This is a genomic window from Escherichia sp. E4702 (assembly GCF_963883545.1).
Taxonomy (GTDB): Bacteria; Pseudomonadota; Gammaproteobacteria; order Enterobacterales; family Enterobacteriaceae; genus Escherichia.
This window is the reverse complement of the sequence record NZ_CAWORF010000035.1, coordinates 1-16,214: the sequence shown is the minus strand read 5'-3', so window position 1 is coordinate 16,214 and position 16,214 is coordinate 1. Positions and strand designations below refer to the sequence as shown.

The following is a 16,214-nucleotide window of genomic DNA, read 5'->3' as shown; positions in this document are numbered from 1 at the left end:
ATCAGAATGAGGGGTTATACACAACTCAAAAACTGAACAACAGTTGTTCTTTGGATAACTACCGGTTGATCCAAGCTTCCTGACAGAGTTATCCACAGTAGATCGCACGATCTGTATACTTATTTGAGTAAATTAATCCACGATCCCAGCCATTCTTCTGCCGGATCTTCCGGAATGTCGTGATCAAGGATGTTGATCTTCAGTGTTTCACCAATCTGTTTTGCACCGGAATTTTTGAGTTCTGCCTCGAGTTTATCGATGGCCCCACAAAAAGTGTCGTATTCACGACTGCCAATACCGATTGCGCCAAAGCGCACTGCAGAAAGATCGGGCTTTTGTTCCTGCAATGCTTCATAGAAAGGAGAAAGGTTGTCCGGAATGTCTCCGGCACCGTGGGTTGAGCTGATAACCAGCCAGATCCCAGAGGCAGATAAATCTTCTAACAGCGGACCGTGCAGCGTTTCGGTGGTAAAACCCGCCTCTTCCAGCTTTTCAGCCAGGTGTTCTGCTACATATTCGGCACCGCCCAGGGTGCTGCCGCTGATAAGAGTGATATCTGCCATAAACCGCCACCTTTATTAAGAGTGGCGTATTGTACGCTGTGAACGCGCTGGGATCTACCTGTGGAAAAGTATGGGATTAAAAAAGCTGATCAGGGCTTAATGGTACGCATGATCGGGTTCTGCAGGACGATCAATGTCTCGGTGGACTGAATTTCATCAATTGTTTGGATCTTGTTGATAAGTACATGCTGGAGGGCGTCGATCGAACGGCACATCACTTTTATAAAGATGCTGTAGTGGCCGGTGGTGTAGTAGGCTTCGGTGACTTCGTCGAGACTTTCCAGCTTTGCCAGCGCGGAAGGATAGTCTTTTGCGCTCTTCAGGATAATGCCGATAAAACAGCCTACGTCATAACCGAGCTGTTTTGGGCTGACGTCGATACGGGCGCCGGTAATGATCCCCGCTTGCTTCATTTTCTCTACACGAACGTGAATCGTCCCCGGGCTTACGCCAAATTGTTTCGCCAGTTCGGCGTAAGCGGTGCGTGCATTGCCCATTAATGCTTCCAGGATGCCGCGGTCCAGATTGTCGATCAGATAATTTTCCATAGGATTTTCTTATGTGCATTGATGATTTATTCTATTTTAGCCTTCTTTTTTAACGAATCAAAATTGAGTTAGGCTTTTTATTGAATGATTATTGCATGTGTGTCGGTTTTTGTTGCTTAATCATAAGCAACAGGACGCAGGAGTATAAAAAATGAAAACCGCTTACATTGCCAAACAACGTCAAATTAGCTTCGTGAAATCTCACTTTTCTCGTCAACTGGAAGAACGCTTAGGGCTGATTGAAGTCCAGGCGCCGATTCTTAGCCGTGTGGGGGATGGCACGCAGGATAACTTGTCGGGCTGTGAAAAAGCGGTACAGGTAAAAGTGAAAGCTCTGCCTGATGCCCAGTTCGAAGTGGTTCATTCACTGGCGAAGTGGAAACGTCAGACATTAGGGCAACACGACTTCAGCGTGGGCGAAGGGCTGTACACGCACATGAAAGCCCTTCGCCCCGATGAAGACCGTCTTTCCCCGCTGCACTCGGTCTATGTTGACCAGTGGGACTGGGAACGCGTAATGGGCGACGGTGAGCGTCAATTCTCCACTCTGAAAAGCACAGTAGAGGCGATCTGGGCGGGAATTAAAGCAACCGAAGCTGCTGTTAGCGAAGAGTTTGGTCTGGCAGCGTTCCTGCCGGATCAGATCCACTTCGTACACAGCCAGGAGTTACTGGCTCGTTATCCGGATCTCGATGCCAAAGGGCGTGAGCGGGCGATTGCGAAAGATCTTGGCGCGGTATTCCTCGTCGGGATTGGTGGCAAGCTGAGTGATGGTCATCGCCACGACGTGCGCGCACCGGATTATGATGACTGGAGCACCCCGTCAGAGCTGGGCCATGCGGGTCTGAACGGCGATATTCTGGTATGGAACCCGGTACTGGAAGATGCGTTTGAGCTTTCTTCCATGGGGATCCGCGTGGATGCCGACACGCTGAAGCATCAACTGGCGCTGACCGGTGATGAAGATCGTCTGCAGCTGGAGTGGCATCAGGCGCTGCTGCGTGGTGAAATGCCGCAGACCATCGGCGGCGGTATCGGCCAGTCTCGTTTGACTATGCTGCTGCTGCAACTGCCGCATATCGGCCAGGTTCAGTGTGGTGTATGGCCGGCAGCTGTTCGCGAGAGCGTCCCTTCTCTGCTGTAATCGTTTATCGCCGCCAGCGTCTGAGCAGGCGGCTTCGCATCCCGGTATCAAAGCGCCAGATATGATCGAAAATGCGCATGATGCCGGGTTTGCCGTGTGCCGACATCGCCACGGCATGAAAGCGATGCTGATGTACCCGCTGCAACTCTTTCACTTTACTCGTCACATCGTCAGGCAACCGCTGGGCGATAAAATCAGAAATCACCACCGCATCAGCGTCAAACCATTCCCGACTTTGTAAGCGTTCCATAATGGCGCGAAAACAACTGGCCAGATCGGTGCCGCCACGAAACTGCTGACTTAAAAAGCGGATCGCTTGTTCAAGACCTTGTGGGCCTGAAAGCTCGTAACGGACGATCTCGGTGGAAAATAACATAATATAGCAGCGTCGATTTTCAGCGAGGGCTATGCGCATCAAGGCCAGACAGAACGCTTTCGCACACTGCTCATTAAAACCGCCCATTGAGCCGGAAGTATCTACGCAGACAATAAACGGCCCGCGCGGTTGTTCGTCGTAATCTTTATGTACCACCGGGCGTTCGATCACTTTTTCACGCCATGATTCACCGTGCAGACGATAGGTGAGCAACTGTTTTTCCACCAGCCGACGATAAAATTCATATTCCAGTTCAGTGATGCCCAGTGTCGCCAGTTCCGGCGGCAGAAGGCGTAAAATATCATCGCTTTGTTGCAGGCCATCAACCTGCTCAGGAACGGTTGCTGGTTCGCGCACCATGGTGCGGAAGGTTTCCATCTGCGCATCGTTGCGGGGTATTGATTTGGCCTCCCGCGAACGTCCCAGCTGTTCCGCCAGACGTTTCAGTTCCGGCTGTTCGTTAAGAAATTCCCCGTATTTCACAATCAACTGATAGTCGCCGCGTTTAAGCTGACCGGCGCTCATATCCCACAGACGACCGGCTGCGGTGTTGTTATCAGCCAGAACTGGTTCGAGCTGCCCGCTTAATGTCATGCGTTCCTGAACTTCGCTCAACAGTTGTTCGCGTTCTTCTTCTAATAACTGCTGATTCAGGGTCGTCGCTTGCACAATCAGGCTTAAGCGCCAACGCTGGAGAAAAAGTGTATGCAATGACGGAGTGATAGTGCTGTTAGCATCAACCAGCTGTCGGGCTTGTTCGGCCCACGGGGAATTCAGACGATGCAGTAAGTCCAGAATCTGGGGTAGCTGCACAATAAACTGCGGCGTGGAGAGAAGCTGGCTTTGCTGATAGCACATGACCTCTTCAGTGAGTTCCGGCGGGACACGCGCATCTTTCAGGCGGCTATGCAGCACCTCACGCCAGCGGGGAATATCATCGGTGATTGCCGCCTTGAGGCGCGGGAATTTTTCAAAGAATACCGCCAGCTGCGGTGAGGCCAGCAGCGCGATGATCATCTCTTCGATCAATCCCTCTTCGCTGACGGCCAGCATCACATTGAGCGTATCCAGTGTTAGCATTGTTGCGCCTGGCGAATCTGGGCGCCGACATCCTGTAGGCTGGCTTCAATGCGACCTAACCAGTCGCCAGGGATAAACAGACATTTTTGCTGTTCGCTGAATAAAACGTGTTGCTTACGCCAGTCGCTTTCAAGCTCTTCCAGCTGTTGTTTTATTTCACCTGGTAGACCTTCAGCCGATGAACCGGGGAGCGCCAGCATACTGCCTTGTAAACTTACATCGCGTACAACCAGATGTTGGGCGCTATCAACTTCCAGATTCAGTTTCTGGGCAAAGCCGATACCGTTCAGTTTGCCACGAATTTCACCACCTTTGCTCAGCCACTGTTCCAGCGCGCTACGCTCAAAGGAGATATGAACTACTTCCATATCATGCAGTTTTAACGGTTTTTGCAGCAGCAGAGTCAGATTGGAATCAGTAACGTTGACAGGAAGCTGATACTGCTGACGACGGCTGAAAATGCCGCCCAGACGAATTACCGTTAAGGCTGTTTTATCGCTTTGTTGCTGCTGGAGTTGCAGACGACGTTGCACAATCGCGCCCAGGCGGGTCAACATCCCTTGCTGTTGCCAGGCGTGACCGGTCATCAATAAATCAATTTGTTGTTGAATCAAATTCAGGCTTTGCGCGTCATACCATAGGCAATCTTTCAGCAAGATAAGATCAACCGGGGCAACAGCACTGCGACCACTAAAAAAAGCGCTGGCCTGCAATAAGCGGATCGCTTTTTTCCAGCGGCGATCGGAGACGTAAGGCGCATCCGGTAATTTATCCAGTTGCTGGCGCAGCATAAAAATCAGCTCAAATACATGATCGGGCAGCGTAATTTCACTAATCTCTTTCTGCCAGCGTTCATATTCTTCATCAGTGACCTGCAAGGCGGCAGGAACCGGATTGTTATTTTCATCTTGTTGGCTGGTTAGCATGGAGCGGAAATTCGCTTTATCCTGCACTTTATCTAACCACAGACGAATCAGCATGCGGTCATATAACGCTTCCAGACTGCTGTCTGCTTCCGGCAGCTCGTTGGAGGCCGCCACGAGCAAGCGCATCGGGATTTTTTCGACATGAGCACCGTTACGGAATTGACGTTCGTTAATAGCGGTTAGCAGGGTATTAAGAATTGCCGGGCCAGCTTTCCAGATTTCATCCAGAAAGACGATTTCTGCTTCCGGCAGGTAACCGCTGGTTAAGCGTTCATAGCGTCCCTCATCTTTTAACGCCTGAATGGAAAGGGGGCCAAAAACTTCTTCCGGGGTGGAGAAGCGGGTCATCAGATATTCAAAATCGCGCGCATTCTGGAAGGCGAATTTTAAGCGACGGGCGATCAGACTTTTAGCAATACCTGGGGGGCCAAGCAGGAACACGCTTTCACCACTTAATGCCGCTAACAAACACAGGCGGATGGCGTGGCTACGTTCATAAAGCCCCTTTTCCAGCGCGCTGCTCAGGCGGGAAATTCTTTCCGCTAATAAATGAGGGTGAGCCATAATGAAGTGGCGTCCTTTCGTCAAAAGTTCTGCGTAAATTGCGAGTATAGACGTTTCTTGCTGGTGGCAAAAATAGTCTCAAAGAAGGGATATTTTTCTTTGAGCCAGGTTAATGTGGCCGCATTTAGGAGTACGATTTTGCCGTTAATCGTGCATACTGAGCGCTTTTTTGTGGGCCAAGGGACTACGCACACATTTCATATTTCAACGAAAGACTAGTCTATGAGCACTGATAATAAGCAATCGTTGCCCGCGATAACCCTCGCGGCGATTGGAGTTGTCTACGGCGATATTGGTACCAGCCCGTTATATACACTTCGTGAATGTTTGTCCGGCCAGTTTGGTTTTGGCGTTGAACGCGATGCCGTGTTTGGCTTTTTATCGCTGATCTTCTGGCTGCTAATCTTTGTGGTTTCCATCAAATATCTTACCTTCGTGATGCGCGCGGATAACGCCGGAGAAGGGGGTATTCTGACGTTGATGTCGCTTGCCGGGCGTAATACGTCGGCTCGAACGACCTCAATGTTAGTGATTATGGGGCTAATCGGTGGCAGCTTTTTCTATGGTGAAGTCGTCATTACTCCCGCTATTTCGGTGATGTCTGCCATTGAAGGTCTGGAAATCGTCGCCCCGCAACTGGATACCTGGATAGTTCCCCTCTCAATCATCGTTCTTACTTTACTGTTTATGATTCAAAAACATGGCACTGCTATGGTCGGTAAGCTGTTTGCGCCGATCATGCTGACCTGGTTTTTGATTCTGGCAGGGCTGGGGTTACGTAGCATTATTGCTAACCCGGAAGTGCTGCATGCGCTAAATCCGGTGTGGGCGGTGCATTTCTTCCTTGAATACAAAACGGTTTCTTTTATTGCATTAGGGGCGGTGGTGCTGTCGATTACCGGAGTCGAGGCGCTGTATGCCGATATGGGGCATTTTGGTAAGTTCCCGATTCGCCTGGCGTGGTTCACTGTCGTCTTGCCTTCCTTAACCCTTAATTACTTCGGCCAGGGAGCGCTGTTGTTAAAGAACCCGGAAGCGATTAAGAACCCGTTCTTCCTGTTAGCACCGGATTGGGCGCTGATCCCGCTGCTGATCATCGCTGCACTGGCAACGGTGATTGCCTCGCAGGCAGTTATCTCTGGCGTTTTCTCATTGACGCGTCAGGCGGTACGTCTGGGATATCTTTCGCCGATGCGCATTATTCACACCTCCGAAATGGAGTCAGGGCAAATCTATATTCCGTTTGTGAACTGGATGCTCTATGTCGCGGTCGTGATTGTGATTGTCAGCTTTGAGCACTCCAGTAACCTGGCGGCGGCGTATGGGATTGCGGTAACCGGAACCATGGTGTTGACGTCTATTCTCTCGACTACCGTGGCGCGTCAGAACTGGCACTGGAATAAGTATTTTGTTGCGCTGATCCTGATAGCCTTCCTTTGTGTCGATATTCCATTGTTCACCGCTAACCTCGATAAACTGCTCTCCGGCGGCTGGTTGCCATTGAGCCTCGGTACGGTGATGTTTATCGTGATGACCACCTGGAAGAGCGAGCGTTTCCGCCTGCTGCGACGGATGCATGAACATGGTAATTCTCTGGAAGCGATGATTGCTTCGCTGGAGAAATCTCCGCCCGTTCGCGTTCCCGGAACCGCGGTGTATATGTCGCGTGCAATCAACGTCATTCCCTTTGCGCTGATGCATAACCTGAAACATAACAAGGTATTGCATGAGCGGGTGATTCTGTTAACTCTGCGTACCGAAGACGCGCCATATGTCCATAACGTCCGTCGGGTACAGATTGAACAACTGTCGCCCACTTTCTGGCGCGTGGTGGCAAGTTACGGCTGGCGGGAAACGCCAAACGTGGAAGAAGTTTTCCACCGCTGCGGTCTGGAAGGGTTAAGTTGCCGGATGATGGAAACCTCCTTCTTTATGTCGCATGAGTCGTTGATCCTCGGCAAACGCCCGTGGTACTTACGTTTGCGTGGCAAACTGTACTTGTTGTTGCAGCGTAATGCACTGCGTGCACCAGATCAGTTTGAAATCCCACCAAACAGGGTTATTGAACTGGGTACTCAGGTCGAAATCTAACGCCAGACGCCTCCTTTCTTCATAAAGGGGGCGTTTTTGTTTTTGATGCTTAATCACGATGTAAAACGTTTCGATGTTGATCACATTTCAGTAACGTTGCGATGGTTTTCTCTGTTCAGTCAGGATTAAACTGCTGGTCAGCGAAACGTTTCGCTGATGGAGAAAAAAATGAAAAAAGGCGCCGTTCTTAATTCTGATATTTCGTCGGTGATCTCCCGTCTGGGGCATACCGATACGCTGGTGGTGTGTGATGCTGGTTTACCCATCCCAAAAAGGACAACGCGTATCGATGTGGCATTAACCCAGGGCGTACCTTCTTTTATGCAGGTGCTGGGAGTTGTTACGAGTGAAATGCAGGTTGAGGCAGCCATTATCGCGGAAGAGATCAAACAACATAATCCGCAACTCCACGAAACGTTGCTCACTCACCTTGAGCAGCTGCAACAACACCAGGGAAACACCATTGAAATTCGTTACACCACGCATGAACAATTCAAACAACTAACCGCAGAAAGTCAGGCGGTAATTCGCAGCGGAGAATGTTCTCCGTATGCGAATATCATTCTCTGTGCTGGCGTGACGTTCTGAGGTCGTCATGGAAGCATTACTACAGCTTAAAGGCATTGATAAAGCCTTTCCGGGCGTAAAAGCCCTCTCGGGCGCCGCGTTAAATGTCTATCCGGGCCGTGTGATGGCGCTGGTAGGCGAAAACGGCGCGGGTAAATCCACCATGATGAAAGTGCTTACCGGTATCTATACTCGCGATGCCGGTACGCTTTTATGGCTGGGGAAAGAAACGACATTTACCGGGCCGAAATCTTCCCAGGAAGCCGGGATTGGGATTATCCACCAGGAGCTGAACCTGATCCCGCAGTTGACCATTGCCGAAAACATTTTCCTCGGTCGTGAGTTTGTTAATCGCTTTGGCAAAATTGACTGGAAAACCATGTATGCCGAAGCGGATAAATTGCTGGCTAAACTTAACCTGCGCTTTAAAAGCGACAAGCTGGTGGGCGATCTTTCCATCGGTGACCAGCAAATGGTTGAAATCGCCAAAGTGCTGAGCTTTGAGTCGAAAGTCATCATTATGGATGAACCGACCGATGCGCTGACCGATACCGAAACCGAATCCCTGTTCCGCGTCATCCGCGAGCTGAAATCGCAAGGCCGCGGTATTGTCTATATCTCCCACCGCATGAAAGAAATCTTCGAGATTTGCGATGACGTTACCGTTTTTCGTGACGGACAATTTATTGCTGAGCGCGAAGTGGCATCACTGACCGAAGATTCGCTGATTGAGATGATGGTGGGTCGCAAGCTGGAAGATCAATATCCGCACCTGGACAAAGCGCCGGGAGATATCCGCCTGAAAGTCGATAATCTCTGCGGACCTGGCGTTAACGATGTCTCTTTTACTTTACGCAAAGGCGAAATTCTTGGCGTCTCTGGTTTGATGGGCGCAGGTCGTACCGAACTGATGAAAGTGCTCTACGGCGCACTACCGCGCACCAGCGGTTATGTCACGCTGGATGGGCATGAAGTTATTACTCGTTCACCGCAGGATGGCCTGGCAAACGGCATTGTGTATATCTCCGAAGACCGTAAACGTGACGGTTTAGTGTTGGGCATGTCAGTAAAAGAGAACATGTCGCTGACAGCGCTGCGCTACTTCAGCCGCGCTGGCGGCAGTTTGAAGCATGCCGATGAACAGCAGGCTGTGAGTGATTTCATTCGTCTGTTTAATGTGAAAACACCGTCGATGGAACAGGCAATTGGTCTGCTTTCCGGTGGCAATCAGCAAAAAGTGGCGATTGCCCGCGGTCTGATGACACGCCCCAAAGTGTTGATCCTTGATGAACCTACCCGTGGCGTAGATGTCGGCGCGAAAAAAGAGATCTATCAACTGATTAACCAGTTCAAAGCCGATGGCTTGAGCATCATTCTGGTGTCATCGGAGATGCCAGAAGTATTAGGCATGAGCGATCGCATCATCGTCATGCATGAAGGGCATCTCAGCGGGGAATTTACTCGTGAGCAGGCCACCCAGGAAGTGTTAATGGCTGCCGCTGTGGGCAAGCTTAATCGCGTGAATCAGGAGTAAAAAAATGACAACCCAGACTGTTTCTGGTCGCCGTTATTTCACGAAAGCGTGGCTGATGGAGCAGAAATCGCTTATCGCTCTGCTGGTGCTGATCGCGATTGTCTCGACGTTAAGCCCGAACTTTTTCACCATCAATAACTTATTCAATATTCTCCAGCAAACCTCGGTGAACGCCATTATGGCGGTCGGCATGACGCTGGTGATCCTGACGTCGGGCATCGACCTGTCCGTCGGTTCTCTGTTGGCGCTGACTGGCGCAGTTGCTGCGTCTATCGTCGGCATTGAAGTCAATGCGCTGGTGGCTGTCGCTGCCGCACTGGCATTAGGTGCCGCAATTGGTGCGGTAACCGGGGTGATTGTGGCGAAAGGCCGCGTCCAGGCGTTTATCGCTACGCTGGTTATGATGCTTTTACTGCGCGGCGTGACCATGGTTTATACCAATGGTAGCCCAGTGAATACCGGCTTTACTGAGAACGCCGATCTGTTTGGCTGGTTTGGTATTGGTCGTCCGCTGGGCGTACCGACGCCAGTCTGGATCATGGGGATTGTCTTCCTCGCGGCATGGTACATGCTGCATCACACGCGTCTGGGGCGTTACATCTACGCGCTGGGTGGCAACGAAGCGGCAACGCGTCTTTCTGGTATCAACGTCAATAAAATCAAAATCATCGTCTATTCTCTTTGTGGTCTGCTGGCATCGCTGGCCGGGATCATTGAAGTGGCGCGTCTCTCCTCTGCACAACCCACGGCGGGGACTGGCTATGAGCTGGATGCTATTGCGGCAGTGGTTCTGGGCGGTACGAGCCTGGCGGGCGGAAAAGGTCGCATTGTTGGGACGTTGATCGGCGCATTAATTCTTGGCTTCCTTAATAATGGATTGAATTTGTTAGGTGTTTCCTCCTATTACCAGATGATCGTCAAAGCTGTGGTGATTTTGCTGGCGGTGCTGGTAGACAACAAAAAGCAGTAATAACGACTACAGGACATCTTGAATATGAACATGAAAAAACTGGCTACCCTGGTTTCTGCTGTTGCGCTAAGCGCCACCGTTAGTGCGAATGCAATGGCAAAAGACACCATTGCGCTGGTGGTTTCCACACTCAATAACCCGTTCTTTGTATCGCTGAAAGATGGCGCGCAGAAAGAGGCGGATAAACTCGGCTATAACCTGGTGGTGCTGGACTCCCAGAACAACCCGGCGAAAGAGCTGGCGAACGTGCAGGACTTAACCGTTCGCGGTACCAAAATTCTGCTGATTAACCCGACTGACTCCGACGCGGTGGGTAACGCCGTGAAGATGGCAAACCAGGCGAACATCCCGGTTATCACCCTTGACCGTCAGGCCACGAAAGGCGAAGTGGTGAGCCACATTGCTTCTGATAACGTACTGGGCGGCAAAATCGCCGGTGATTACATCGCGAAGAAAGCGGGCGAAGGTGCCAAAGTTATCGAGCTGCAAGGCATTGCCGGTACATCCGCAGCCCGTGAACGTGGCGAAGGCTTCCAGCAGGCTGTTGCTGCTCACAAATTTAATGTCCTTGCCAGCCAGCCGGCAGACTTCGACCGTACCAAAGGTTTGAACGTAATGCAGAACCTGTTGACCGCTCATCCGGATGTGCAGGCAGTGTTTGCGCAGAACGATGAAATGGCGCTGGGCGCACTGCGTGCGCTGCAAACTGCTGGTAAATCGGATGTGATGGTCGTCGGATTTGACGGTACACCTGATGGCGAAAAAGCAGTAAATGATGGCAAACTGGCAGCGACTATCGCTCAGTTACCCGATCAGATTGGCGCGAAAGGTGTCGAAACCGCGGATAAAGTTCTGAAAGGCGAAAAAGTTCAGGCGAAATATCCGGTTGATCTGAAACTGGTTGTTAAGCAGTAGTCTTGGTCAGGTTTTATAACCTGATAGTGGCATCAATACGTCATCGACAGATGAACGTGTAATATAAAGAAAAGCAGGGCACGCGCCACCCTAACCCGGTGGCGCATTTTATGGACATCCCGAATATGCAAAACGCAGGCAGCCTCGTTGTTCTTGGCAGCATTAATGCTGACCATATCCTTAATCTTCTATCTTTTCCTACTCCAGGCGAAACCGTAACCGGTAACCACTATCAAGTCGCATTTGGCGGCAAAGGTGCGAATCAGGCGGTGGCAGCAGGGCGTAGCGGTGCGAATATCGCGTTTATAGCCTGCACGGGCGATGACAGTATTGGCGAGAGCGTACGTCAGCAGCTCGCTACTGATAACATTGATATTTCTCCGGTCAGCGTGATCAAAGGCGAATCAACAGGTGTGGCGCTGATTTTTGTTAATAGTGAAGGCGAGAACGTCATCGGTATTCACTCCGGCGCTAACGCTGCCCTTTCCCCTGTGCTGGTAGAAGCACAACGCGAGCGTATTGCGAATGCCTCAGCATTATTAATGCAGCTGGAATCACCACTCGAAAGTGTGATGGCAGCGGCGAAAATCGCCCATCAAAATAAGACTATCGTTGCGCTTAACCCGGCTCCGGCTCGCGAACTTCCTGACGAACTGTTGGCGCTGGTGGACATTATTACGCCAAACGAAACGGAAGCAGAAAAGCTCACCGGTATTCGTGTTGAAAGTGATGAAGATGCAGCGAAGGCGGCGCAGGTACTGCATGAAAAAGGTATCCGAACTGTACTGATTACTTTAGGAAGTCGTGGTGTATGGGCTAGCGTGAATGGTGAAGGTCAGCGCGTTCCTGGATTCCGGGTGCAGGCTGTCGATACCATTGCTGCCGGAGATACCTTTAACGGCGCGTTAATCACGGCGTTGCTGGAAGAAAAACCATTGCCAGAGGCGATTCGTTTTGCCCATGCCGCAGCTGCGATTGCCGTAACACGTAAAGGCGCACAACCTTCCGTACCGTGGCGTGAAGAGATCGACGCATTTTTAGACAGGCAGAGGTGACGCTTGGCTACAATGAAAGATGTTGCCCGCCTGGCGGGCGTTTCTACCTCAACAGTTTCTCACGTCATCAATAAAGATCGCTTCGTCAGTGAAGCGATTACCGCCAAAGTTGAAGCGGCGATTAAAGAACTCAATTACGCGCCATCAGCTCTGGCGCGTAGTCTCAAGCTTAATCAAACACATACCATTGGCATGTTGATCACCGCCAGTACTAATCCTTTCTATTCAGAACTGGTGCGTGGCGTTGAACGCAGCTGCTTCGAGCGCGGCTATAGTCTTGTCCTTTGTAATACCGAAGGCGATGAGCAGCGAATGAATCGTAATCTGGAAACGTTGATGCAAAAGCGTGTTGATGGCCTGCTGTTACTGTGCACCGAAACGCATCAGCCTTCGCGTGAAATCATGCAACGTTATCCGACAGTGCCAACCGTGATGATGGACTGGGCACCGTTCGATGGCGACAGCGATCTCATTCAGGATAACTCGTTGCTGGGCGGAGATTTAGCGACGCAATATCTGATTGACAAAGGTCATACTCGTATCGCCTGTATTACCGGACCTCTGGATAAAACGCCTGCACGCTTGCGACTGGAAGGTTATCGGGCAGCGATGAAACGTGCTGGCCTCGACATTCCTGATGGTTATGAAGTGACTGGCGATTTTGAATTTAACGGCGGGTTTGACGCTATGCGACAGCTGTTATCACATTCGCTGCGTCCTCAGGCGGTCTTTACCGGAAATGACGCAATGGCAGTGGGTGTTTACCAGGCGTTGTACCAGGCTGGATTGCATGTCCCGCAGGATATCGCTGTGATTGGTTATGACGATATTGAACTGGCACGTTATATGACGCCACCGCTCACCACTATCCATCAACCGAAAGATGAATTGGGAGAGCTGGCGATTGATGTACTCATCCATCGAATGGCGCAGCCAACCTTACAGCAACAACGATTACAACTTACTCCGATTCTGATGGCGCGCGGCTCGGCTTAGATTTTTGCTGGCGTTTAATCAAATTATTACCATCAGTTGCCTTCAGGAGCATGAACATCGCTGCTGAAGCAACCGTAATAATCCCCATCGTAATAAACGTATAGTGGAATTGTTCAACAATCGTCGTACCTTCCATCCCTTCGTAAACGCGAAGAACGGCTGCGCTAACGGCTACGCCTAAACTGATCGACAACTGTTGCGTGACCGCCAGGACGCTGTTACCACTGCTGGCGTTGTCATCGGTCAGATCGGCAAGTGTTATGGTATTCATCGCGGTAAATTGCGTCGACATCGCCATCCCTAAAATAAACAACGGCAAAATTAGCATCCAGATCGCCATTGCCGGAGATTGCAATGAGAACTGGGCGATCATCAAACCAATAATCACCGTAATTCCCACTAACGTATGGCGATAGCCCAGACGCCGTAAAACCTGCGTAACCATCGATTTCGCAATAATGGAGCCTAACGCTATCGGTGCCATCATGCAGCCGGCAATAAACGCCTGATAACCAAATCCTACCTGTAACATCAATGGCATAAGGAACGGTACACAGCCGGTCCCCAGACGGGTTGCAATATTGCCTACGATACCGATCGAGAAAGTGTGGGTTTTAAATAAATTTAATGAAATTAATGGGTTTGGCGTTCGTCGCGCATGGAGAATATAGAGAAGCAGTAACACTATGCTGGCCACAATGACCGTCAAGGCAATCCAGGTTTCAACAATTTTCTCACCAAACAGTTCTATTCCACTTGAGAAGAGCACAAGGCTAAGACCAAACAGTAAAAAACCAGTGATATCAAATTTTCGACGTGCTGTGGTGAAGTTGGGCATATGTTTGCGAGCGTAAAGAAGGCCCGCAATACCAATGGGAATATTGATTAAAAAGATCCAGTGCCATGTCGCCCACGTGACTAACATGCCCCCAAGAACGGGCCCTAAAATCGGCCCTACCAGACCCGGCATGGCGACAAAATTCAGTACCGGGAGGAGTTCATTGCGTGGGTATGCGCGCAGTAACGCCAGGCGAGCAACCGGCATCATCATTGCGCCGCCTATCCCCTGAATAACACGGAAGACAACCAGTTGTGGCAGCGAGTTTGAGAGTGCGCAGGCCAGAGAACCCAACGTGAACAAGCTAACGGCAATGGTAAAAACGCGGCGTGTGCCGAAGCGATCGGCCAGCCATCCGCTGACCGGAATAAGCATCGCCACCGTCAGCGTGTAACTGATGATGGCCGATTGCATAGCGAGGGGGGAGCGATTAAGACTATGAGCGATATCGGGTAGGGCTGTATTCAGGATGGTGGCATCAAGTGCCTGCATGAAGAAAGCCATCGCCGCAATCCATGGCAAACCCGCCATACTGCGCTTCTTTTTCTCGCTCATTCAATGTCCCTTTGTCTGGTTATTATCACTTATCCGGAGTGTGTAGTAGCGCCTGACAAGCTTTAAATGCCGCGTTGCCATCGCTTTGGATAATCGCATCGACGATCGCCTGGTGCAGATCCAGCTTTATCACGGTGTCACTGGTTATTGACGTGAAGTAAGTGTGATAAACCGAATGGAATAGCGAAGCGAAAGAGGTCAAAAACGGATTGGCGCTCATTTCATAGATGTGCTCATGCCAGGCCATATCGACCTCAACCCAACGTTCTCGGCGAAAGTTATCTTTTAATGCGACCATTTCGGCCATTAGCGTGTTGAGATGCGCCTTCTGTTCTGCTGTTCCTACCGTTGCCGCCAGTAAACAGGCTTGCGGCTCCAGACAGATACGCATAACCAAAAAGTGATCAATGACCTGATGAAAGTTCTCTTCTGTCATCCACCAGGTGAGTAATTCCTGATCAAGAAAGTTCCAGTTGGATTGTGGCATGACCCGAGTACCAATTCGTGGACGCGGTAAAACCATCCCCTTTGCCGTTAACGTCTTGACCGCTTCGCGTACCGCAGTACGACTCACACCAAATTGCTCACCCAGTTCAATTTCACCCGGCAAAATGGTGCCAGGTGCGTATTCACCTTTTAAGATTCGTTGTGCCAGCTTCTCAGCCAGAACATATGAAAGGTTTTTCTGTGCAGCTAACTGTTGTGCGCTTAAAGGCATTACTTATCTTCCTTTTTCTTTTTATTCCTCTTTAGTATGCCACCTGGAAGTGTGATTGCGGTTGCAAAAACGGCAAATTGCTTGTTTTATGGCACGCTTACAGGTGTTTTGCTGAAAAAACGCGCATTCGGAAAATTATTTTAAATTTCCTCTTGTCAGCTCAGAATAACTCCCTATAATGCGCCACCACTGACACGGAACAACGGCAAACACGCCGCCGGGTCAGCGGGATTCTCCTGAGAATTCCGGCAGAGAAAAGCAAAAAAAATGCTTGACTCTGTAGCGGGAAAGCGTATTATGCACACCCCGCGCCGCTGAGAAAAAGCGAAGCGGCACTGCTCTTTAACAATTTATCAGACAATCTGTGTGGGCACTCGAAGATACGGATTCTTAACGTCGCAAGACGAAAAATGAATACCAAGTCTCAAGAGTGAACACGTAATTCATTACGAAGTTTAATTCTTTGAGCATCAAACTTTTAAATTGAAGAGTTTGATCATGGCTCAGATTGAACGCTGGCGGCAGGCCTAACACATGCAAGTCGAACGGTAACAGGAAGAAGCTTGCTTCTTTGCTGACGAGTGGCGGACGGGTGAGTAATGTCTGGGAAACTGCCTGATGGAGGGGGATAACTACTGGAAACGGTAGCTAATACCGCATAACGTCGCAAGACCAAAGAGGGGACCTTCGGGCCTCTTGCCATCGGATGTGCCCAGATGGGATTAGCTAGTAGGTGGGGTAACGGCTCACCTAGGCGACGATCCCTAGCTGGTC

At 50.5% G+C, this 16,214-nt stretch carries 14 protein-coding genes and 1 rRNA gene; 9 read left to right on the top strand and 6 right to left on the bottom strand.

Annotated features, from left to right (window positions below; translation table 11 throughout):
* Nucleotides 1-119: 119 nt before the first annotated feature.
* Nucleotides 120-563, bottom strand: coding sequence for an FMN-binding protein MioC (gene mioC, locus AACU94_RS20430; protein WP_130206832.1), 444 nt, complete (start codon nt 561-563; stop codon nt 120-122).
* An 89-nt stretch (nt 564-652) separates the two neighbouring features.
* Nucleotides 653-1,111 (bottom strand): transcriptional regulator AsnC, encoded by a 459-nt coding sequence (gene asnC / locus AACU94_RS20425; RefSeq protein WP_000432970.1) that lies wholly within the window; start codon nt 1,109-1,111, stop codon nt 653-655.
* Nucleotides 1,112-1,262: 151 nt separating this feature from the next.
* On the opposite strand from asnC, the gene asnA reads away from it, so the two are divergent.
* Entirely contained in the window at nt 1,263-2,255 is a 993-nt protein-coding gene (asnA, locus tag AACU94_RS20420) for an aspartate--ammonia ligase (protein WP_130222527.1), read from the top strand.
* Nucleotides 2,256-2,259: 4 nt separating this feature from the next.
* Here asnA and viaA read toward each other — a convergent pair whose 3' ends face one another.
* Together viaA and ravA are read right to left on the bottom strand one after the other, a co-directional pair.
* The gene (viaA, locus tag AACU94_RS20415) at nt 2,260-3,711 is read right to left on the bottom strand and encodes an ATPase RavA stimulator ViaA (protein ID WP_130215076.1); all 1,452 of its coding nucleotides are present in this window, start codon (nt 3,709-3,711) and stop codon (nt 2,260-2,262) included.
* Entirely contained in the window at nt 3,705-5,201 is a 1,497-nt protein-coding gene (ravA, locus tag AACU94_RS20410) for an ATPase RavA (protein ID WP_130222529.1), read from the bottom strand. Before ravA ends, viaA begins: the two co-directional genes overlap by 7 nt.
* Nucleotides 5,202-5,423: 222 nt before the next feature.
* Here ravA and kup point away from each other — a divergent pair, with 222 nt between their 5' ends.
* From kup to rbsR, 7 genes are all read left to right on the top strand, one after another.
* Nucleotides 5,424-7,292, top strand: a complete 1,869-nt coding sequence (gene kup / locus AACU94_RS20405; RefSeq protein ID WP_086218933.1) for a low affinity potassium transporter Kup — start codon at nt 5,424-5,426, stop codon at nt 7,290-7,292.
* Nucleotides 7,293-7,460: 168 nt separating this feature from the next.
* Nucleotides 7,461-7,880: a D-ribose pyranase gene (gene rbsD / locus AACU94_RS20400; RefSeq protein WP_135488529.1), complete on the top strand. Its 420-nt coding sequence runs from the start codon at nt 7,461-7,463 to the stop codon at nt 7,878-7,880.
* Nucleotides 7,881-7,887: 7 nt separating this feature from the next.
* A complete protein-coding gene (gene rbsA / locus AACU94_RS20395; protein ID WP_069906356.1) occupies nt 7,888-9,393 on the top strand; it encodes a ribose ABC transporter ATP-binding protein RbsA in 1,506 nt (501 codons plus the stop codon).
* A 4-nt stretch (nt 9,394-9,397) separates the two neighbouring features.
* Nucleotides 9,398-10,363 carry a ribose ABC transporter permease gene (rbsC, locus tag AACU94_RS20390; protein ID WP_000211858.1) on the top strand — a complete coding sequence of 322 codons (966 nt, stop codon included), beginning with the start codon at nt 9,398-9,400 and terminating at the stop codon, nt 10,361-10,363.
* A 24-nt stretch (nt 10,364-10,387) separates the two neighbouring features.
* The gene (gene rbsB, locus AACU94_RS20385; RefSeq protein ID WP_001056273.1) at nt 10,388-11,278 is read left to right on the top strand and encodes a ribose ABC transporter substrate-binding protein RbsB; all 891 of its coding nucleotides are present in this window, start codon (nt 10,388-10,390) and stop codon (nt 11,276-11,278) included.
* Between the two features lie 125 nt (nt 11,279-11,403).
* Nucleotides 11,404-12,333 carry a ribokinase gene (rbsK, locus tag AACU94_RS20380; protein WP_135488559.1) on the top strand — a complete coding sequence of 310 codons (930 nt, stop codon included), beginning with the start codon at nt 11,404-11,406 and terminating at the stop codon, nt 12,331-12,333.
* A 3-nt stretch (nt 12,334-12,336) separates the two neighbouring features.
* Complete coding sequence (gene rbsR / locus AACU94_RS20375; protein WP_130215068.1) at nt 12,337-13,329, top strand: ribose operon transcriptional repressor RbsR; 993 nt, start codon at nt 12,337-12,339, stop codon at nt 13,327-13,329.
* Here rbsR and mdtD read toward each other — a convergent pair.
* The gene (gene mdtD, locus AACU94_RS20370; RefSeq protein ID WP_135488528.1) at nt 13,295-14,722 is read right to left on the bottom strand and encodes a multidrug transporter subunit MdtD; all 1,428 of its coding nucleotides are present in this window, start codon (nt 14,720-14,722) and stop codon (nt 13,295-13,297) included. The genes rbsR and mdtD overlap by 35 nt on opposite strands.
* A 25-nt stretch (nt 14,723-14,747) precedes the next feature.
* Complete coding sequence (locus AACU94_RS20365) at nt 14,748-15,440, bottom strand: FadR/GntR family transcriptional regulator (RefSeq protein ID WP_130222537.1); 693 nt, start codon at nt 15,438-15,440, stop codon at nt 14,748-14,750.
* 480 nt (nt 15,441-15,920) lie between these two features.
* Here AACU94_RS20365 and AACU94_RS20360 point away from each other — a divergent pair.
* Nucleotides 15,921-16,214, top strand: a 16S ribosomal RNA gene (locus AACU94_RS20360); the annotation flags it as partial.